16 protein-coding genes are annotated in these 17,000 nt (G+C 66.7%); 9 read left to right on the top strand and 7 right to left on the bottom strand.

Annotation, left to right across the window (positions count from 1 at the left end):
- Positions 1-87: 87 nt before the first annotated feature.
- The 5 genes from crcB to AC1DIQ_RS04970 all read right to left on the bottom strand — a co-directional run bounded on the left by crcB (position 88) and on the right by AC1DIQ_RS04970 (position 7,029).
- On the bottom strand, positions 88-486 hold the full coding sequence (gene crcB / locus AC1DIQ_RS04990) for a fluoride efflux transporter CrcB (RefSeq protein WP_478049526.1): 399 nt from the start codon (positions 484-486) through the stop codon (positions 88-90).
- Complete coding sequence (locus AC1DIQ_RS04985; RefSeq protein WP_259260881.1) at positions 486-1,787, bottom strand: replication-associated recombination protein A; 1,302 nt, start codon at positions 1,785-1,787, stop codon at positions 486-488. The genes crcB and AC1DIQ_RS04985 overlap by 1 nt, the downstream gene beginning before the upstream one ends.
- A 95-nt stretch (positions 1,788-1,882) precedes the next feature.
- A complete protein-coding gene (gene lolA / locus AC1DIQ_RS04980; RefSeq protein WP_478049525.1) occupies positions 1,883-2,521 on the bottom strand; it encodes an outer membrane lipoprotein periplasmic chaperone LolA in 639 nt (212 codons plus the stop codon).
- A gap of 107 nt (positions 2,522-2,628) precedes the next feature.
- The gene (locus AC1DIQ_RS04975; RefSeq protein ID WP_478049702.1) at positions 2,629-4,593 is read right to left on the bottom strand and encodes a DUF3857 domain-containing transglutaminase family protein; all 1,965 of its coding nucleotides are present in this window, start codon (positions 4,591-4,593) and stop codon (positions 2,629-2,631) included.
- A gap of 78 nt (positions 4,594-4,671) precedes the next feature.
- Entirely contained in the window at positions 4,672-7,029 is a 2,358-nt protein-coding gene (locus tag AC1DIQ_RS04970) for a DNA translocase FtsK (RefSeq protein ID WP_121036781.1), read from the bottom strand.
- 255 nt (positions 7,030-7,284) lie between these two features.
- On the opposite strand from AC1DIQ_RS04970, the gene trxB reads away from it, so the two are divergent.
- From trxB to AC1DIQ_RS04945, 5 genes are all read left to right on the top strand, one after another.
- A complete protein-coding gene (gene trxB, locus AC1DIQ_RS04965; RefSeq protein ID WP_102788476.1) occupies positions 7,285-8,247 on the top strand; it encodes a thioredoxin-disulfide reductase in 963 nt (320 codons plus the stop codon).
- A gap of 114 nt (positions 8,248-8,361) precedes the next feature.
- Entirely contained in the window at positions 8,362-9,489 is a 1,128-nt protein-coding gene (locus AC1DIQ_RS04960; protein ID WP_478049524.1) for a GNAT family N-acetyltransferase, read from the top strand.
- A complete protein-coding gene (aat, locus tag AC1DIQ_RS04955; RefSeq protein WP_478049523.1) occupies positions 9,486-10,235 on the top strand; it encodes a leucyl/phenylalanyl-tRNA--protein transferase in 750 nt (249 codons plus the stop codon). Before AC1DIQ_RS04960 ends, aat begins: the two co-directional genes overlap by 4 nt.
- Positions 10,236-10,321: 86 nt before the next feature.
- Positions 10,322-10,540, top strand: a complete 219-nt coding sequence (infA, locus tag AC1DIQ_RS04950) for a translation initiation factor IF-1 (protein ID WP_005409596.1) — start codon at positions 10,322-10,324, stop codon at positions 10,538-10,540.
- A gap of 214 nt (positions 10,541-10,754) precedes the next feature.
- Entirely contained in the window at positions 10,755-11,117 is a 363-nt protein-coding gene (locus tag AC1DIQ_RS04945; RefSeq protein WP_478049522.1) for a hypothetical protein, read from the top strand.
- An 82-nt stretch (positions 11,118-11,199) separates the two neighbouring features.
- Here AC1DIQ_RS04945 and clpA read toward each other — a convergent pair whose 3' ends face one another.
- Together clpA and clpS are read right to left on the bottom strand one after the other, a co-directional pair.
- Positions 11,200-13,479 carry an ATP-dependent Clp protease ATP-binding subunit ClpA gene (gene clpA, locus AC1DIQ_RS04940; RefSeq protein WP_478049521.1) on the bottom strand — a complete coding sequence of 760 codons (2,280 nt, stop codon included), beginning with the start codon at positions 13,477-13,479 and terminating at the stop codon, positions 11,200-11,202.
- A 375-nt stretch (positions 13,480-13,854) separates the two neighbouring features.
- A complete protein-coding gene (gene clpS, locus AC1DIQ_RS04935) occupies positions 13,855-14,187 on the bottom strand; it encodes an ATP-dependent Clp protease adapter ClpS (RefSeq protein WP_121036775.1) in 333 nt (110 codons plus the stop codon).
- Positions 14,188-14,281: 94 nt separating this feature from the next.
- Here clpS and AC1DIQ_RS04930 point away from each other — a divergent pair, with 94 nt between their 5' ends.
- Genes AC1DIQ_RS04930 through hflD form a run of 4 tightly spaced genes read left to right on the top strand, consistent with a single transcriptional unit; the run spans position 14,282 to position 16,956 of the window.
- Entirely contained in the window at positions 14,282-14,746 is a 465-nt protein-coding gene (locus AC1DIQ_RS04930) for a type III secretion system chaperone family protein (protein WP_121036774.1), read from the top strand.
- 1 nt (position 14,747) lies between these two features.
- On the top strand, positions 14,748-15,209 hold the full coding sequence (locus AC1DIQ_RS04925) for an NUDIX hydrolase (RefSeq protein ID WP_478049520.1): 462 nt from the start codon (positions 14,748-14,750) through the stop codon (positions 15,207-15,209).
- Positions 15,206-16,345 (top strand): tRNA 2-thiouridine(34) synthase MnmA, encoded by a 1,140-nt coding sequence (gene mnmA / locus AC1DIQ_RS04920; protein ID WP_478049519.1) that lies wholly within the window; start codon positions 15,206-15,208, stop codon positions 16,343-16,345. The genes AC1DIQ_RS04925 and mnmA overlap by 4 nt, the downstream gene beginning before the upstream one ends.
- Positions 16,342-16,956: a high frequency lysogenization protein HflD gene (gene hflD, locus AC1DIQ_RS04915; RefSeq protein WP_152150794.1), complete on the top strand. Its 615-nt coding sequence runs from the start codon at positions 16,342-16,344 to the stop codon at positions 16,954-16,956. Before mnmA ends, hflD begins: the two co-directional genes overlap by 4 nt.
- Positions 16,957-17,000: the final 44 nt, after the last annotated feature.

Genomic DNA, 17,000 nt, shown 5'->3' with positions numbered 1-17,000 from the left:
AGGATGCAAACGGGGGCGCGCACGATATCGTGAGACATCACTTTAATCCAGCGTTTTCCGTGGATTTCTGCATTTGCGACGCACGCGTCAGCGCCACGCCTCTGCCACGCGCGCGCCAGCCCACACCAGCAGCATGCCGCCGAGCAGACTGATGCCCAGATACAGCGGCACCATCAGGCTTCGATCGGTACGGGTGAACACCAGCGACTCCAGCATCATCGACGAAAACGTGGTCAACCCGCCTACGATCCCCACGATCAGAAATGCGCGCCAGTACACCGCGGCCGTGCCCCGACTCTGCAGCCAGATCATCACGTAACCCGCCACAAAGGCACCCACCAGGTTCACCGTCAGCGTGCCCCACGGGAAGCCAGTGCCGAACTGGCGCAGCATCGCATCGCCGATCATGAAACGCAGTGCCGCGCCCAGTGCGCCACCGGCCATCACCAGCCCGAGCTGCTGCCACCACAGGCCGATGCCGTCCATCAGTCCGCGCCCTTCTCCGCACGCGCCTGTGCACGCGCTGCACGCAGGCGGTCCAGCTTTTCTTTCAGCTTGATCTCCAACCCGCGCGGCACCGGCTCGTAATAGACGCGCTCGCCCATCGCATCGGGGAAACCGGTCTGATCCAGCGCAATCCCACCGTCGGCATCGTGATCGTACTGATAGGTCTTGCCGTAGCCCAGCTCCTTCATCAGCTTGGTCGGCGCGTTGCGCAGGTGCAGCGGCACCTCCTGGGTACCGGTCTCGCGCACTTCCTGCTTGGCCTTGTTGAACGCGGCATAGCCGGCATTCGATTTGGCGGTGCTGGCCAGATACAGCACCAGCTGCGCGAACGCGAGTTCGCCTTCCGGGCTGCCCAACCGCTCGTAGATGTCCCAGGCTTCCAGCGCCATCGACTGCGCACGCGGATCGGCCAGGCCGATGTCCTCGATCGCCATCCGGGTCAGGCGACGTGCCAGATAGGACGGATCGCAGCCGCCATCGAGCATCCGGGTCAGCCAGTACAGCGCGGCATCGGGGTTGGAGCTGCGCACGGATTTGTGCAGCGCCGAGATCTGGTCGTAGAACTGCTCGCCGCCCTTGTCGAAGCGACGGGTGCGATCGGCCAGCACCTGCACCAGCATCTCCGGGCTGATCCGCCCGCCGTCGCCAGTGGCCAGCTCGGCCGCGATCTCCAGCAGGGTCAAGGCCCGGCGCACATCGCCATCGGCGGCGGTCGCGATCTCCAGCAACGCCTCCGGCGCCACCTGCAACTGCTCCGCGCCCAGGCCACGCTCGGTGTCCTGCAGCGCACGCTCCAGCGCCTCCACGATGTCCGCTGGAGAAACCGACTCCAGCACGTGCACGCGGCAGCGCGACAGCAGCGCCGAGTTCAGTTCGAACGAGGGGTTTTCGGTGGTGGCGCCCACGAACACGATGGTGCCGCGTTCGATATGCGGCAGGAACGCATCCTGCTGGGCCTTGTTGAAGCGGTGCACCTCGTCGACGAACAGCACCGTGCGGCGCCCCTCGGCGAAGCGCTGCGCGGCCTCGGCCAGCACCTGGCGCACCTCCGGCAGGCCGGACAGCACGGCGGAGATCGCACGGAACTCGGCATCGGCGTAATGCGCCAGCAGCAGCGAGAGTGTGGTCTTGCCGCAGCCTGGCGGGCCCCACAGGATCATCGAGTGCACATGGCCGGATTCGACCGCCCGGCGCAGCGCACTGCCCGGTGCAAGCAGGCGCTTCTGGCCCACCATCTCATCCAGCGTCTGCGGGCGCATCCGCTCGGCGAGCGGACGCATGTTGTCCCGATCCACGGTCAGCAGATCGGGCCCATTGAATGTCGTTCGGTTTCTGGCCACGTCTCTATTCTATCGCGGCCGAACGCCCGCGGCCGTTACTCGCCGATGACGTCCACACCCTTGGCCGGGGTGAAGCTGAAGGTGCCCGAGGCGAAGCTCGGGTTGCGCTTCCACCCGGTGAAGTTGATCACCGTGCGCTGGCCCACCGCATCTACCACTTCCATGCGAGCCAGGCCCTGGCCATTGAAGCCCAATGCGGCGTACTGGAAGGCAGTGTCGGTCTCACGCTTCGGGCTCAGCGACAGCCACTGCAGGCCGTCGCGTACGGCAGCCTCTTCGCTGACGTCGTACTGCTTGTCCAGCAGGGCCGGATTGATCAGCGCGGTCAGCGGGCTGTTCTGCTCCTCCTGCCCCTGGGGGCGCACGCTGGCCTGCTCCAGGTCCGGCTCGTAGACCCAGACCTTCTTGCCGTCGGCCACGATCAGCTGCTCGTGCGGCTTGATGTACTCCCAGCGGAACAGGCGCGGCGCGGACAGTGCAACGCGGCCGCTGGTGTTTTCCTTGACCTTGCCCTTGCTGTCGAACACCTGCTGGCTGAACTGCCCGTCCAGGCCCTTCAGGCCCTGGGTGAAGCGGTTGAGTTCATCACGGGCGCCTGCCCAGGCCGAAGCCGAGCCGACACTGGCCACGACCAGGGTGGCGGCAAGCAGGGAGCGGCGGAAGGTGGTGTGCATGTGAGGTATCCAGGCAAATGGGAAGGATGGAAGGCAGTGTGCCCATTCAATCCTGAATGGGCGATCAGGGGCACATTATGCGCTGGAAGCCGCTTGCCGAACGCGGTTTACGGCCCGGCCTGCACCGTCTTCAGATCCCCATACACCACCTGCCCGCGGAAGCCGCGACGGACCTGCTGGTACAGCTCACGGAAGGCGGCGTAATCCTGCGGCTGGCACAGCGCATCCGCCCCGCGCACGGCCCGCTGGTGCAGCCGATGGTGCGCGGTGATCAGCTGCCCCTCGCGCGTCCAGTCCACCTGGTACTCACCCGCCGCATTGCCGAAGTGCTGGCTGCGCGGGATCGCCACGATCGGCACGTTCGCCGGGAACGTCAGCTGGTAGCGCTCATCGCGCAGACTGTCGTTGCAATAGAACGGCGTGGCGTTTTCCGGCGCCGACGTGCTGGCATACAGGTCACGGAACGATTGGCTGCCCGGGGCGTCAGGCAGCACCATCCCGCCGACCACGCCAAAATCGACATAGTCGCTGGCCAGGAAGTCATAGCGGAAGTTGAACGGCTGGGTCAGGTCCTGCGGGTCGCCCAGCAGTGTCAGTGCACCACTGCCGTCGAAGCCGGAGGCGGCCATCATCGATTCTTCGGCACGCGCCCGGTTCTGCGCGTTGAGCCGTGCGAAAGCACCGCGCATGCCAATTTCGGTCACGCCGCTGGGGTGCAGCACGATCTGGCCAGACAGATTGCCCGCCGGATCGAACCGGAACGCCGCCTCGATGCCGGTGCCGTTGCGCGAGGCATCGTTGGCCGGGGTGCGCGCCACCACGGCCTGTCGGGTATGCAGCACCGGCGCGCCAAGATCGCCCTCGGGCAGCTGGCCAACACGCGCATAAGGCGCGGTCGAGTCCAGGTACAGGTCGAACTCGGGGATGTAGGTGATGGCGTGGTCGAAGCGGCCCAGCAGCGGAATCGCCGGCAACGTCGGCCCACCGCCGGCACCGATCAGCACCGGCGTGCTCTGGATGCCACGCGCGGCGAGGAGCGCCTCCAGGATCACGACATGGTCTTTGCAGTCGCCGTAATGGTTGTCGAGGATGCTCTGCGCCGGGTTGGGTTCCAGCCCACCGTTGCCGAGGTACACCGCCACGTAGCGGATATTCTGCGCCACCCAGCGATACAGCACGGCGGCCTGCTCGCGACGGTCGGTGATGCCACGGGTGAGTTTGTCGGCCAGCGCCTGGATCTGCGGCGTGACAGCAGCGGCCTCGCCACCTTTGAGCTGGTAGGCCTGCGCCACCTGCGACCAGTCACGGTACGTACTGGCCATGATGGTGGGGCTGTACTCCCACGCGGCGGCGGACCAGTTCTGCGCCTTCAGTGGATCCGTGCGCCGGTACGTCCATTCCCAGCGTGCCATGCCATTGCGCACACGCGGCGCCTGGCTGCCCTGCACGCCCCGCTGCTCCACCTGCATGGGCAGATCGGCAGGCGCACTCAGGGTCACGCGGGCATCGTCGTACTGGGTGAACACGCTGAAGGTTTCCCACAGGCCGAAGTAGCCCGGGAAGTACGGCGTGTTCTGGGTGCGCCGGGTCTGGTAGACCACGCGCGTGCCGGGCGCCAGATTCGGGAAGACCACCACGCGCACCTTGCGGTCGGCGTACATCGCCGCGGCCGCGCTGGAATAGCTTTCCTGCGTGTAGATGCGGTCGGCCGGCACGTCCCGACGCTGGCCATCGGCGGTCAGGGTGTAGGCCTGCAGCACCTCCAGCGTTTCCATCTTTTCGCTGTAGCTCAGCCGCACCTGGCTGAACTGCTCGACCGCCGATGTGGTCTTGAGCAGGATCTCGTACGCTTCGGTCTGCGTATTGCCCGCATCCGGGCGCACCACGTAGTCGGCGCGATAGCGCACGAAGCTGAAGTTGTTGTTGGCCTGCGCTTCAGCGCCCGCGGCCGGGCCGCCCTGCCCGCCCGGGCTGGTCGGTGCTGCGGGTGTCACGGGTGCCGGCACGGGCTGGGCATCGGCCCACGCCACTACGGGCGCGAGCGTCATGGCGCCCAGCATCGTCCAGATCATCGGCTTCATTGCAGGTTCCTTGTGCTCGGCAACACCCGGGTCGCGCCCGGGTTCTACGCAGCCAGGCCGGGCCCGGCGTTACTTGGGCGGGGGCGGCGCCAGCACGCTGCGGTCGCCGTTGTGCTCGGGCGGGCTGACCACGCCAGCCGCCTCCATCGCTTCGATCAGGCGCGCGGCACGGTTGTAGCCGATCTTCAGGCGACGCTGCACGCCGGAGATGGAGGCACGACGGGTTTCGGTGACGATGCGCAGGGCTTCGTCGTACAGCGGATCGGACTCATCGCCGCCACCGCCGCCCGCCTCGGGCAGGCCACCGGGGCCGACCACGACGCCATCGCCCATCATCTGCACTTCGTCCAGCACGCCGGTGATGTAATCGGTCGGGCCGCTCGCCTTGAGATGTTCGACCACGCGGTGCACCTCCTCATCGGAGACGAACGCACCGTGCACGCGGTCCGGCAACGCGGTGCCCGGCGGCAGATACAGCATGTCGCCGTGGCCCAGCAGCGTTTCCGCGCCGGACTGATCGAGGATGGTGCGCGAATCGATCTTCGAGCTGACCTGGAAGCCGATACGGGTCGGGATGTTGGCCTTGATCAAGCCGGTGATCACGTCCACCGAGGGGCGCTGGGTGGCCAGGATCAGATGGATGCCGGCCGCACGCGCCTTCTGCGCCAGGCGCGCGATCAGTTCTTCCACCTTCTTGCCGACGATCATCATCATGTCGGCGAATTCGTCGATGAAGATGACGATGAAGGGCAGCGTCTCCAGCGGACGCGGGGCCTCGCCGAGTTCCGGGTTGGGCTTGAACAGCGGGTCCATCATCGGCTGTCCGGCGTCCTGGGCATCCTTGACCTTCTTGTTGAAGCCGGCCAGGTTGCGCACGCCCACTGCGCTCATCAGCTTGTAGCGCCGCTCCATTTCGGCCACGCACCAGCGCAGGCCGTTGGCGGCCTCCTTCATGTCGGTGACCACCGGCGCCAGCAGATGCGGGATGCCCTGGTAGACGCTCAGCTCGAGCATCTTCGGGTCGATCATCAGCATCCGCAGGTCTTTCGGCGAGGCCTTGTACAGCAGGCTCAGCACCATCGCATTGACCGCCACGGACTTGCCCGAGCCGGTGGTACCGGCCACCAGCAGATGCGGCATGCGCGCCAGGTCGGCCACGGTCGGCCGGCCGGCGATGTCCTTGCCCAGCGCGAGCGTCAGCACGCTGGCGGACTTGTCGTACTCCTTGGAGCGCAGCAGTTCGGAGAGATAGATCATCTCGCGGGTGACGTTGGGGATCTCCAGACCCACCACCGACTTGCCCGGGATCACATCGACCACGCGCACCGACTTCACCGACAGACCGCGCGCGATGTCCTTGTCCAGCGAACTGATCTGGCTGACCTTGATGCCCGGGGCCGGCTCGATTTCGAAGCGGGTGATGACCGGGCCGGGATAGGCACCGACCACCTGTGCATCGATGCGGAAGTCCTTGAGCTTGAACTCGATCTGGCGCGAGAGCGTCTCCAGCGTGCCTTCGTCGTAGCCCTTGGGCTGCGGCTTGGGATCATCCAGCAGCGCCAGCGGCGGCACATCCGAGCCATCGCCATTGACCCCGCGGAACATGGGGATCTGGGTCTCGCGCTTGGCGCGATCACTCTTCTCCAGCACCGGCTCCGGGCGCGGTTCGATCTTGACCGGCTCGCGCTTGGCGCGGACCTCGGCGTCGACCTTGCGCACTTCCTGGCGCTCCTCGCGCATCGCGCGGGTCTGCTGCCACTCGGTGGCCTGCTCTTTCTTCTTGTTGAACAGCGGCGGCAGCGCCAGCACCCAGTTGCCGATCTTCTCCATCACCACGAACCAGGAAATGCCCGTGGCCAGGGTGATCGAAGCCAGAAGCAGGACCAGTACGAACAGGTTGGCGCCCAATGCGCCGAAACCGACGCTGAGCGAGCTGCCCACCAGCTTGCCGAGGATGCCGCCGGCATGGGCCACATCGGCCACGAACAGGCGCAGGTGCAGGAAGCCGGTGCCGGCGATCAGGAACCCGACCAGGCCGACCAGGCGCAGCGCCGGATCCAGATCATGCTCGCCCTTGGCCTCGCGCTTGAGCCCGAACATCGCGATCCAGGCCAGTGCGCCCAGCACGATCGGCAGCACGAAGGCCATGTAGCCGAACAGCTGCAGCAGGACGTCGGCGATCCAGGCACCGGCGCGACCGCCCATGTTGTGGACCGGGGCAACCACGCTGCCGGTATGCGACCAACCGGGGTCGGTGGCCGAGTAGGTGAACAGACTGGCGACCAGATACAGCAATGCCGGGGCGACCGCGATCAACCCCAGGTCGCGCCACAGGCGCTGCCGGCGCGGATTGTCCTCGCCAGCCGGTTTGCGCGGCGCTGCCTTGCTGTCGGACGCCTTGGCTCGTTCCGGGACCTGTTTCGCCACCTTAGACCACACCTTGGGAATGCACTGTTAGTGCTTGATAATAAACGACTGGATCCCACCCCGGTAGGTGCCGGCCGCTGGCCGGCACGGTCAGCGTCAACACTCCGGCACCGGGATGGGCGTCGTGCTTTGCGGGTCGCCGCGTTCCACTGCGCGCCTTGAATCGCCCCGCCCCTGCCGCCACTCTATGACTTCGCTCGGACGCCGCGCAATCACCCTGCCAGCGTCCCGCCCTACCTTCTATTGCGAGCTTACATGAGCAACTCCAAGCACTCCCGCCTGTTGATCCTTGGTTCCGGCCCGGCCGGCTGGACCGCCGCCGTCTACGCCGCGCGCGCCAACCTCAAGCCCGTCGTGATCACCGGCCTGCAGCAGGGCGGCCAGCTGATGACCACCACCGAGGTGGACAACTGGCCTGGAGATGCGCACGGCCTGATGGGCCCGGACCTGATGACCCGCATGCAGGCGCACGCCGAACGCTTCGAGACCGAGGTCATCTTCGATCACATCCACACCGCCGATGTCTCCCAGCGCCCGTTCAAGCTGATCGGTGACAGCGCCGAATACACCTGCGACGCCCTGATCATCGCCACCGGCGCCACCGCCAAGTACCTGGGCATTCCCAGCGAAGAGGCCTTCAAGGGGCGCGGCGTGTCCGCATGCGCCACCTGCGATGGCTTCTTCTACCGTGACCAGGACGTGGTCGTGGTCGGCGGCGGCAACACCGCCGTGGAAGAGGCCCTGTACCTGTCCAACATCGCCCGCAAGGTCTACCTGGTCCACCGCCGCGACACTCTCAAGGCGGAAAAGATCATGCAGGACAAGCTGTTCGCCAAGGTCGCCGCCGGCAAGATCGAGACCGTGTGGCACCACCAGGTGGACGAAGTGCTGGGCAACGACGCCGGCGTGACCGGTGTGCGCGTCAAGTCCACGCTGGACGGCAGCACCCGTGACATCGAGGCCCATGGCTTCTTCGTGGCGATCGGCCACCACCCCAACACCAGCCTGTTCGATGGCCAGCTGACCATGAACAACGGCTACCTGGACATCCGCTCGGGCCTGGGCGGCAACGCCACCCAGACGTCGGTGGAGGGCGTGTTCGCCGCCGGCGACGTGGCCGACCAGCACTACCGCCAGGCGATCACCTCGGCCGGCTTCGGCTGCATGGCCGCGCTGGATGCCGAGCGTTATCTGGATGCGAAGGGTCAGGCGAGCTGATCTGCCGCCCGTATCGCGCAGCACACGAAGGCCGGTGAATCATTCACCGGCCTTTTTACTGACCGGTACGTTCCGCACGCCCTGCGCCCGTCCCGCCTGCTCTATCCTCTGCCCATGCCCGATCCACGTTTCCTGCATCGCCTGTCCGATGTCCCCGCCGCTGCCTGGGACGCCCTGCACGACGGCCGCCACCCCTTCCTGTCGCATGCCTTCCTGGCGGGTCTGGAAGAACACGGTTGCCTGCGCCCGGAGTGGGGCTGGCGCCCGCGCCACTTCACCCTGTGGGACGGGGACACCCTGGTCGCGGCGATCCCCGGCTACCTCAAGGACAACTCCCACGGCGAGTTCGTGTTCGATCACGCCTGGGCCCACGCGTACGCCCAGCACGGGCTGGACTACTTCCCCAAGTGGCTGGGCGCGGTGCCGTATTCGCCGGTGACAGGCCCGCGATTGCTCGCCCGCACGACAGAAGATCGTGGCGCGCTGCTGGCGACGCTGGCGGGCGAAGTGGCGCGCCTGGGCTGGTCCTCTGCCCACATCAACTTCCACCCCGCCGACGAAGACCCCGCCTTCAGCCCGGACTGGCTGCTGCGCGAGGACATCCAATTCCAGTGGCACAACCCCGGAAGCTGGGAGACCTTCGACGACTTCCTCGGCGCGATGGACCACAAGCACCGCAAGAACATCCGCCAGGAACGGGCCAAGCTCGCGCGCAGCGGCGTCACGTATCGCATCGTGCATGGCGATGAGGCGACCGAGGCTGACCTGCGCGCCATGCACGGCTTCTACCTGCAGACCTTCGCCGAGTACGGCAACTCGCCCGCGTTGACGCTCCCGTTCCTGCAGCATCTCGCCCGCACGATGCCGCGCGCGCTGGTGATCTTCCTGGCGGTGCTCGATGGCGAGCCGGTCGCCGGTGCGCTGTGCCTGCGTGGCGCGGACACGCTCTATGGGCGCTACTGGGGCGGCGCCACCCTGCCCGGCCTGCATTTCGAGACCTGTTACTACCAGGGCATCGCCTACTGCCTGCGCGAAGGACTGGCCCGCTTCGAGCCCGGCGCCCAAGGTGAGCACAAGCTGGCGCGCGGCTTCCTGCCGCACCGGGTGCGCAGCCGGCACTGGATCGCCGAGCCGGCCTTCGCCGAGGCACTGATCGCGTGGTGCGCACAGGAACGTGCCGAGATCGCCCACTACGCACGTGTACTGGCCTCGCACAGTCCGTTCAAGGCCGACCCGGCGTGACCCGCCACCTGCCCTGGCGCCTGGACGACGCGCCGGACGCCCCCTTCCCGCCCGCCGAGACCGCCCTGCGCGATCCCGATGGCCTGCTCGCCCTCGGCGGCGACCTCTCGCCGGTGCGGCTGCTCAATGCCTATGCGGGCGGCATCTTCCCGTGGTTCTCCGAAGGCCAACCGCTGCTGTGGTGGTCGCCGGACCCGCGCATGGTGTTCCGCACCGACGCCGTGCACCTGTCCAGCCGCTTTCGTCGCTCCCTGCGCCAGAGCACCTGGACGCTGCGCGCCGATACGTGTTTCGAGCAGGTGATCGATGCCTGCGCAGCCAGCCCGCGCCCCGGCCAGGACGGCACCTGGATCACGCGTGACATGCGCGATGCGTATGTCGACCTGCACCGGCTCGGCTTCGCGCACTCGGTGGAGGTATTCGATGGCGATGCCTTGGTCGGCGGCATCTACGGGGTGGCGATCGGGCGGATGTTTTTCGGGGAAAGCATGTTCAGTGCGGCATCGGGCGGCTCCAAGGTCGCCCTGGCCGGGCTGGCCCATCGGCTGGCCAGCTGGGGGTGGCCGCTGATCGATGCGCAGGTCGAAAATGACCATCTGCTGCGCATGGGCGCTGAGCACTGGCCCCGGCAGCGCTTTCTCGCGCTGGTCCGTGAACAGGCCCTACAGCCAGCCGCCGCAGGCGATTGGGGGGATATGTTCGGCACGCTGGCCGCCGCCGACATCGCTGATCCGGACCGGCCTTAACCAAAACTTTGCATCAAACGCCCGACGCGCGTAAAATGCCCGCTCTTCAGGCCAGCTCGGCCGGTTACAGAACTGCACAGGACTACATGTCGAAAGACGACTCCATCGAGTTCGAAGGCACCGTCAGCGAGACGCTGCCGAACACCACTTTCCGCGTACGACTGGAAAATGGGCATGAAATCATCGCCCACATCTCCGGCCGCATGCGCAAGAACTACATCCGCATCCTGACGGGCGACCGCGTCAAGGTCGAAATGACCCCGTACGACCTGACCAAGGGTCGCATCACCTACCGCATGAAATAAGCGGTCCGGGGGTTTTTCCCGCCAGAAGGCCAGCCAGGTGCTGGCCTTTTCGCGTGGGCGGCATTCAGCCGGCAGCGGCCTTACCCTGCCAAGCGGCACCCTGACCCAGTGCACCCTGACGTCGGTCAGGATGCCTTGATGCAGATTCGCTCCGGCCTGCAAGCAGCCACGCTGGCGGTCGATCCAATCCGGATCACGACCCGATGGCCCCGCCATGAAGTACCTGTCTCCCCTGCTCCTGATCACCTGTCTGGCCGCCGCGTCGGCCCAGGCCGCCGAACCCACCGCCCCCGGCGACTGCATCACGCTCTCTGCCGATCAACAGCTGGTACGCAACAGGGCTGACCGCGATGTGCTGCTGCGCAATGGCGCCCAGCACTACCTGGTGCGCTTCGAACGCTCCTGCAGCAGCGCCGCGATGTCGCCGAAACTCGCCTTCGTCACGCCTGGCCGGGAGGGCCAACTCTGCGGCGCAGGGGCCAGCAACCTGCGTACCAATGCACAGAGCTGCGCGATCAGTGCCGTTGATCCGATCACCGCCGAAGAATTCACACGTAAGGCACGCGCGCGCCAGTGATCGGCCAAGCACCCACGCCCGCGTAAACAAAAGCCCCCTTTCGGGGGCTTTTGTATTCATCTCGACAGCACCTGCCGCCCGATTACACCGTGGCCGGCAACAGACGCTCCGGTTCGGCCTCGGTCTCGACAAACAGCTGGTCGTCGCGGACGTCGATGCTGACCTTGCCACCGTTGACCAGCTTGCCGAACAGCAGCTCGTCGGCCACCGGACGCTTGATCTTGTCCTGGATCACGCGCGCCATCGGGCGGGCACCCATCAGCGGGTCGAAGCCATGGTGGGCCAGCCAGTCGCGCGCGGTCGGGGTGGCCGACAGGCTGACGTGCTTTTCCTGCAGCAGCATTTCCAGCTCGATCAGGAACTTGTCCACCACGCGCAGGATGTGCTCGAAGCCCAGCGCCTGGAACTGCACGATCGCATCCAGGCGGTTGCGGAACTCCGGCGTGAAGCTCTTGCGGATGACTTCCATCGCGTCGGTGGCATGGTCCTGGCGGGTGAAGCCGATCGAACGCCGCGAGGCCTGGGCCGCGCCGGCATTGGTGGTCATCACCAGCACCACGTTCTTGAAGTTCGCCTCACGGCCATTGGTGTCGGTCAGCACGCCTCGGTCCATGACCTGCAGCAGGATGTTGAAGATGTCCGGGTGGGCTTTTTCCACCTCGTCCAGCAGCAGCACGCAATGCGGGGTCTTGACGATCTTCTCGGTCAGCAGACCCCCCTGGTCGAACCCGACGTAGCCCGGGGGAGCACCGATCAGGCGGCTGATCGAGTGCGACTCCATGTATTCGCTCATGTCGAAGCGGACCAGCTCGATGCCCAGCTGCAGCGCAAGCTGCTTGGTCACTTCGGTCTTGCCCACGCCGGTCGGGCCGGAGAACAGGAAGTTGCCAATCGGCTTTTCCGGATTGGCCAGGCCCGAGCGGGCCAGCTTGATCGCCGAGGACAGCGTCTCGATGGCCGGGTCCTGGCCGAAGATCACCATCTTCAGGTTGCGCTCCAGATGCTGGAGCACGTCCTTGTCGGTCGCGCTGACCTGCTTGGCCGGGATGCGGGCCATCTTGGCGACGATGGTCTCGATCTCCTCGATGTCGATCAGTTCCTTGCGCTCACCGTCCGGCAGCAGGCGCTGGCGGGCACCGGCTTCGTCGATCACATCGATCGCCTTGTCCGGCAGCAGGCGGTCGTTGATGTGCTTGACCGACAGATCCACCGCGGCCTGCAGCGCGTCATCGGCGTAGGTCACGCCGTGGTGCGCTTCGTACTTGGGCTTGAGGCCCTGCAGGATCTCGTAGGTTTCGCCCACGGTCGGCTCGACGATGTCGATCTTCTGGAAGCGGCGGGCCAGGGCCCGATCCTTCTCGAAGATCCCGCGGTATTCCTGGAAGGTGGTCGAGCCGATGCAGCGCAGCTCGCCCGAGGCCAGGGCCGGTTTGATCAGGTTGGAGGCATCCATGGTGCCGCCCGAGGCGGACCCGGCGCCGATGATGGTGTGGATCTCATCGATGAACAGCACCGCGTTGGGCAGCTTCTTCATCGCGGTCAGCACGCCCTTCAGGCGCTTCTCGAAATCACCGCGGTACTTGGTCCCGGCCACCAGGGCGCCCAGGTCCAGCGAATAGATCACCGCATCGGCGAGCACATCCGGCACGGAGCCTTCCACGATGCGCTTGGCCAGGCCTTCGGCGATCGCCGTCTTGCCCACGCCTGCCTCGCCCACATACAGCGGGTTGTTCTTGCGGCGCCGGCACAGGACCTGGATGGTGCGCTCGATTTCATCGGCACGGCCGACCAGCGGGTCGATCTTGCCGTTGCGGGCCTGCTCGTTGAGGTTGCTGGCGAACTCGGCCAGGGCATCGCCCTTGCCTTCGCCCTCGGCACCCTCGGTACGGCCCTCGCCATCGGCGGCAGGGGGCACTTCGCCCTCCTCGCCCAGCTTGGCGATGCCATGGGAGAGGTAGTTGACGATATCCAGCCGGGTGACGTCCTGCTGGTTGAGGTAGTACACGGCATGCGAGTCCTTCTCGCCGAAGATCGCCACCAGTACGTTGGCGCCGGTGACTTCCTTCTTGCCCGAGGACTGCACGTGGTACACCGCGCGCTGCAGCACGCGCTGGAAGCCCAGCGTCGGCTGGGTATCGCGCCCATCATCTTCGGCCAAGCGCGAGACCGAGGCCTCGATGGCCTGTTCCAGTTCCTGGCGCAGGCGGTCGGCATCCGCGCCGCAGGCCTTGAGGACGGCCTGGGCGGACGGGTTGTCGAGCAGTGCCAGCAGCAGGTGTTCCACCGTCATGAATTCATGCCGGGCCTCACGGGCGCGCTTGTAGCACTGTCCGATGGTGTGTTCGAGGTCTTTACTGAACATGATTAACTCCGGCGGCAGTTAGGAACAATATGCGGCCAACCTTCACGATTTCCATCACCCTAGCGGATCAGTGCGTTCAGACGGCGTTAGCACTTGCCTGATCGCGCCCGTCCATTCGACGAGCCTCCATCATGCACGAACTTCCGGCCACGAAATGGCAGCTTCACCGTGATGGCGATGTCACGGCCAGCCAAGGGTGGTGCAGCAACAGCCGGTGGCGCGGAGAAGGGCGTGGCGCGCGTGCCATGGCCGGACCGCCAGGACGGGCTTGGCAACAGGCCCGGCGCAGGGGCACGCCGGCCGCTGCGGGCCGGATGTCATTGTGGGTGGAACAGTGCGGATCGCGGGCACACCCAGTGCAGGCCCGCCAGAACGTCAGCCGCTGGCCTTTTCCATCGTGCACAGCAGCGGATGCTGGTTCATGCGCGAGAACTCGTTGACCTGGGCCACCTTGGATTCGGCGACCTCGCGGGTGAACACCCCGCACACGCCGCGGCCGCGGGTATGCACGTGGAGCATCACCTGGGTGGCCTGGTCCAGATCCATCGAGAAGAAATGCTGCAGGACCGTCACCACGAAATCCATCGGGGTGTAGTCGTCGTTCAACAGCATCACCTGGTACATCGGCGGCGGCGCGACCTCAGGGCGTGCAGGCTCAAGCAGCACGCCATGGTCGTGATGAGTTTCGTGGGAAGTCTCGCGGGGCATCCCCACATTATAGGGCTCCAGCCCCCGGATTGGACGTTGCCCCCTGCCGCCCTTCACAATCTGCACTCTCCAACCAGACCTTCACAGGGATTTCATGAAAAGGATTGCTGCCGCACTGCTGCTGGCCGTGACTGCCACCGGCGCCCACGCGGCCGAGCCGGACAAGGCGGTCGGGCGTGCCCTGGACACGCTGAAGTACACCTACGAGGTGGACGAAGACGGCGACTACAAGATGGTCTTCGACATGGATGATGGCCGCAGCCAGTTGGCCTTCGTGCGCTCCACCGTCGAGGAATTCGGCAAGCACAAGATCCGTGAGATCTGGTCGCCGGCCTACAATTCGCCGGGCAAGCAGTTCCCCGCCGCCGTCGCCAACCGCCTGCTCGAAGACTCGCAGGATGCCAAGATGGGTGCCTGGGTGAAGCAGGACCAGCTGGCGATGTTCGTGGTCAAGGTCGATGCCACCGCCACCCCGGAACAGCTCAGCGACGCCATCGATGCGGCCGTCCGCACCGCCGATGCGATGGAGCTCGAACTGACCGAGCAGGACGAATACTGAGGTGAATGCCGTGCAGGAACCGCGCTGGACGCCCCATGTCACCGTGGCCACCGTGGTGGTGCGTGATGGGCGTCTGTTGCTGGTCGAGGAGGCGACCGACGGGCGCCAGGTGTTGAACCAGCCCGCTGGGCACCTGGAGCCGGACGAATCGCTGGCGGCGGCCGCCGTACGCGAAACGCTGGAAGAGACCGGCTGGACGGTGCGCCTGAGCGCCTTCATCGGTACCTACCAGTGGACCGCCCCGGATGGCACGCCGTTCCTGCGCTTTGCCTACGCGGCCGAACCGGTGTCGCACGATCCCGGCCGGCCGCTGGACGACGGCATCCTGCGCGCGCTCTGGCTGACCCCGGCCGAGCTGAAGGCCGATCCCGGCCGCCTGCGCAGCCCGCTGGTCTGGCAGGTGGTCGCCGATTACCTGGCAGGCCAGCGCCACCCGCTCTGCATCGTCAAGGAGGCTGCATGAGCACCCCGCGCATCATGGTGGGCGTCTCCGGCGGCGTGGACTCCTCCGTCGCGGCCTGGCGGCTGGTCCAGCAGGGCGAGCCCGTAGCCGGGCTGTTCATGCAGAACTGGGCCGATGACGGCAGCGGCGATTGCCGCGCCGAAGATGACCGCCGCGATGCCGTGGCCGTCTGCGGCCTGCTCGGCATCCCGTTCCACTTCCGCGATTTCTCAAGCGAGTACTGGCAAGGGGTGTTCGAGCACTTCCTGGCCGAGTACGCCGCCGGCCGCACGCCCAATCCGGACGTGCTGTGCAACCGCGAAGTGAAGTTCAAGCATTTCCTCGATGCCGCGCGTGAGCTCGGCGCCGAGCGCATCGCGACCGGGCATTACGCCCGCATCGCGCAGGTCGGCGGCCGCTGGGCGCTGCTGCGCGGCGCCGACCGCAGCAAGGATCAGAGCTACTTCCTGCACCAGTTGGGCCAGCAACAGCTGGCCGCCACGCTGTTCCCGATCGGCGATCTGCAGAAGAACGACCTGCGCCGGATCGCCCGCGACGCGCGCCTGCCGACCCACGCCAAGAAGGATTCCACCGGGATCTGCTTCATCGGCGAACGCGACTTCCGCGAGTTCCTCGGCCGCTATCTGCCGGCGAAAACGGGCGAGATCCGCGATCCGGATGGCGCCCTGATCGCCGAACATCCCGGCGTGTTCTATTTCACGCTCGGCCAGCGCGAGGGCCTGAACATCGGCGGCGTGCGAGGCCGGCCGGCGGCGCCGTGGTACGTGGTCGGCAAGGATGTCGCCAGCAACGTGCTCTACGTGGACCAGGACCGCGAGAGCCCGTGGCTGCAGTCCACCCGGCTGCACTCCGAGGCCGCCCACTGGATCGCCGGCGCCCCGCCCGCGCGCCGGTTCGAGTGCACCGCCCAGACCCGCTACCGTCAGCCCGACGAGCCGTGCACCGTCACGGTGCGCGACGATGGCACCCTGGAGGTGCGCTTCGCCCGCCCGCAGCGTGCCGTCACCCCCGGTCAATCGTTGGTGTTGTATGACGATGAGGTCTGCCTCGGCGGCGCCGTCATCGCCGCCACCGATGCCCCCCTGGAACAGCGCCTTCGCGCCACCCCTTCTCCTTTCGAGGTATCTGCTGCATGAGTTTTTCCGTCGACGACCGCGTTCTTGCTCTGGCCGGCATCGCCCAGGCCCTGCAGCAGGTCCGCCGCATCGCCGAAACCGGCCACTCCGAAGCCGCCGTGGTCCGCACCGCGGTGGAGAGCGTGTTCCGCATTGACGCGGCCAGCCCGCAGGAGATCTACGGCAGCGCCAGCAATGTCGCCCCGGGCCTGCGCCTGCTGCACAACTACCTGAGCAGCCAGGGGCAGGACGAGCACCTGCCTCGCCTGGCCTTGTCCGTGCTGCAGCTGGAGCGCCGGTTCGTGCGTGAGAACGAGATCGTGGCCAAGGTCAGCACCGGCATCGAGCGCGCCCAGGCCCAGGCCAGCGAACTCGGCGACAGCGCCCACCCGGATGTGCTCGCCGCGCTGGGCGGCCTGTACGCAGACACCATCAGCAACCTCAAGCCGCGCGTGATGGTCCAGGGCAATCCGCACTACCTCGGCCAGGCCGGCGTGGTCGCCGAGATCCGCGCCCTGCTGTTGGCGGCGGTCCGCTCGGCGGTGCTGTGGCGCCAGACCGGCGGCCAGTACTGGGACTTCCTGTTCTCCCGCAAAACAATGCTCGAAGCGGTCGCGCGCCAGCTCCGCTGAGCCGCCGTGGAGGGGCCGCCGAGGGGATCGGCGGCCCAGCGTTG

This window comes from Stenotrophomonas sp. 05L413 (assembly GCF_056397945.1).
This window is presented reverse-complemented; position numbering and strand designations above follow the sequence as displayed.

Bases quoted from the DNA above. Each gene is read 5' to 3' on its own strand.
- crcB (WP_478049526.1), bottom strand. From the start codon at position 486: ATGGACGGCATCGGCCTGTGGTGGCAGCAGCTCGGGCTGGTGATGGCC.
- AC1DIQ_RS04985 (WP_259260881.1), bottom strand. From the start codon at position 1,787: ATGCGTCCGCTCGCCGAGCGGATGCGCCCGCAGACGCTGGATGAGATG.
- lolA (WP_478049525.1), bottom strand. From the start codon at position 2,521: ATGCACACCACCTTCCGCCGCTCCCTGCTTGCCGCCACCCTGGTCGTG.
- AC1DIQ_RS04975 (WP_478049702.1), bottom strand. From the start codon at position 4,593: ATGATCTGGACGATGCTGGGCGCCATGACGCTCGCGCCCGTAGTGGCG.
- trxB (WP_102788476.1), top strand. From the start codon at position 7,285: ATGAGCAACTCCAAGCACTCCCGCCTGTTGATCCTTGGTTCCGGCCCG.
- AC1DIQ_RS04960 (WP_478049524.1), top strand. From the start codon at position 8,362: ATGCCCGATCCACGTTTCCTGCATCGCCTGTCCGATGTCCCCGCCGCT.
- infA (WP_005409596.1), top strand. From the start codon at position 10,322: ATGTCGAAAGACGACTCCATCGAGTTCGAAGGCACCGTCAGCGAGACG.
- AC1DIQ_RS04945 (WP_478049522.1), top strand. From the start codon at position 10,755: ATGAAGTACCTGTCTCCCCTGCTCCTGATCACCTGTCTGGCCGCCGCG.
- clpA (WP_478049521.1), bottom strand. From the start codon at position 13,479: ATGTTCAGTAAAGACCTCGAACACACCATCGGACAGTGCTACAAGCGC.
- clpS (WP_121036775.1), bottom strand. From the start codon at position 14,187: ATGCCCCGCGAGACTTCCCACGAAACTCATCACGACCATGGCGTGCTG.
- AC1DIQ_RS04930 (WP_121036774.1), top strand. From the start codon at position 14,282: ATGAAAAGGATTGCTGCCGCACTGCTGCTGGCCGTGACTGCCACCGGC.
- mnmA (WP_478049519.1), top strand. From the start codon at position 15,206: ATGAGCACCCCGCGCATCATGGTGGGCGTCTCCGGCGGCGTGGACTCC.
- hflD (WP_152150794.1), top strand. From the start codon at position 16,342: ATGAGTTTTTCCGTCGACGACCGCGTTCTTGCTCTGGCCGGCATCGCC.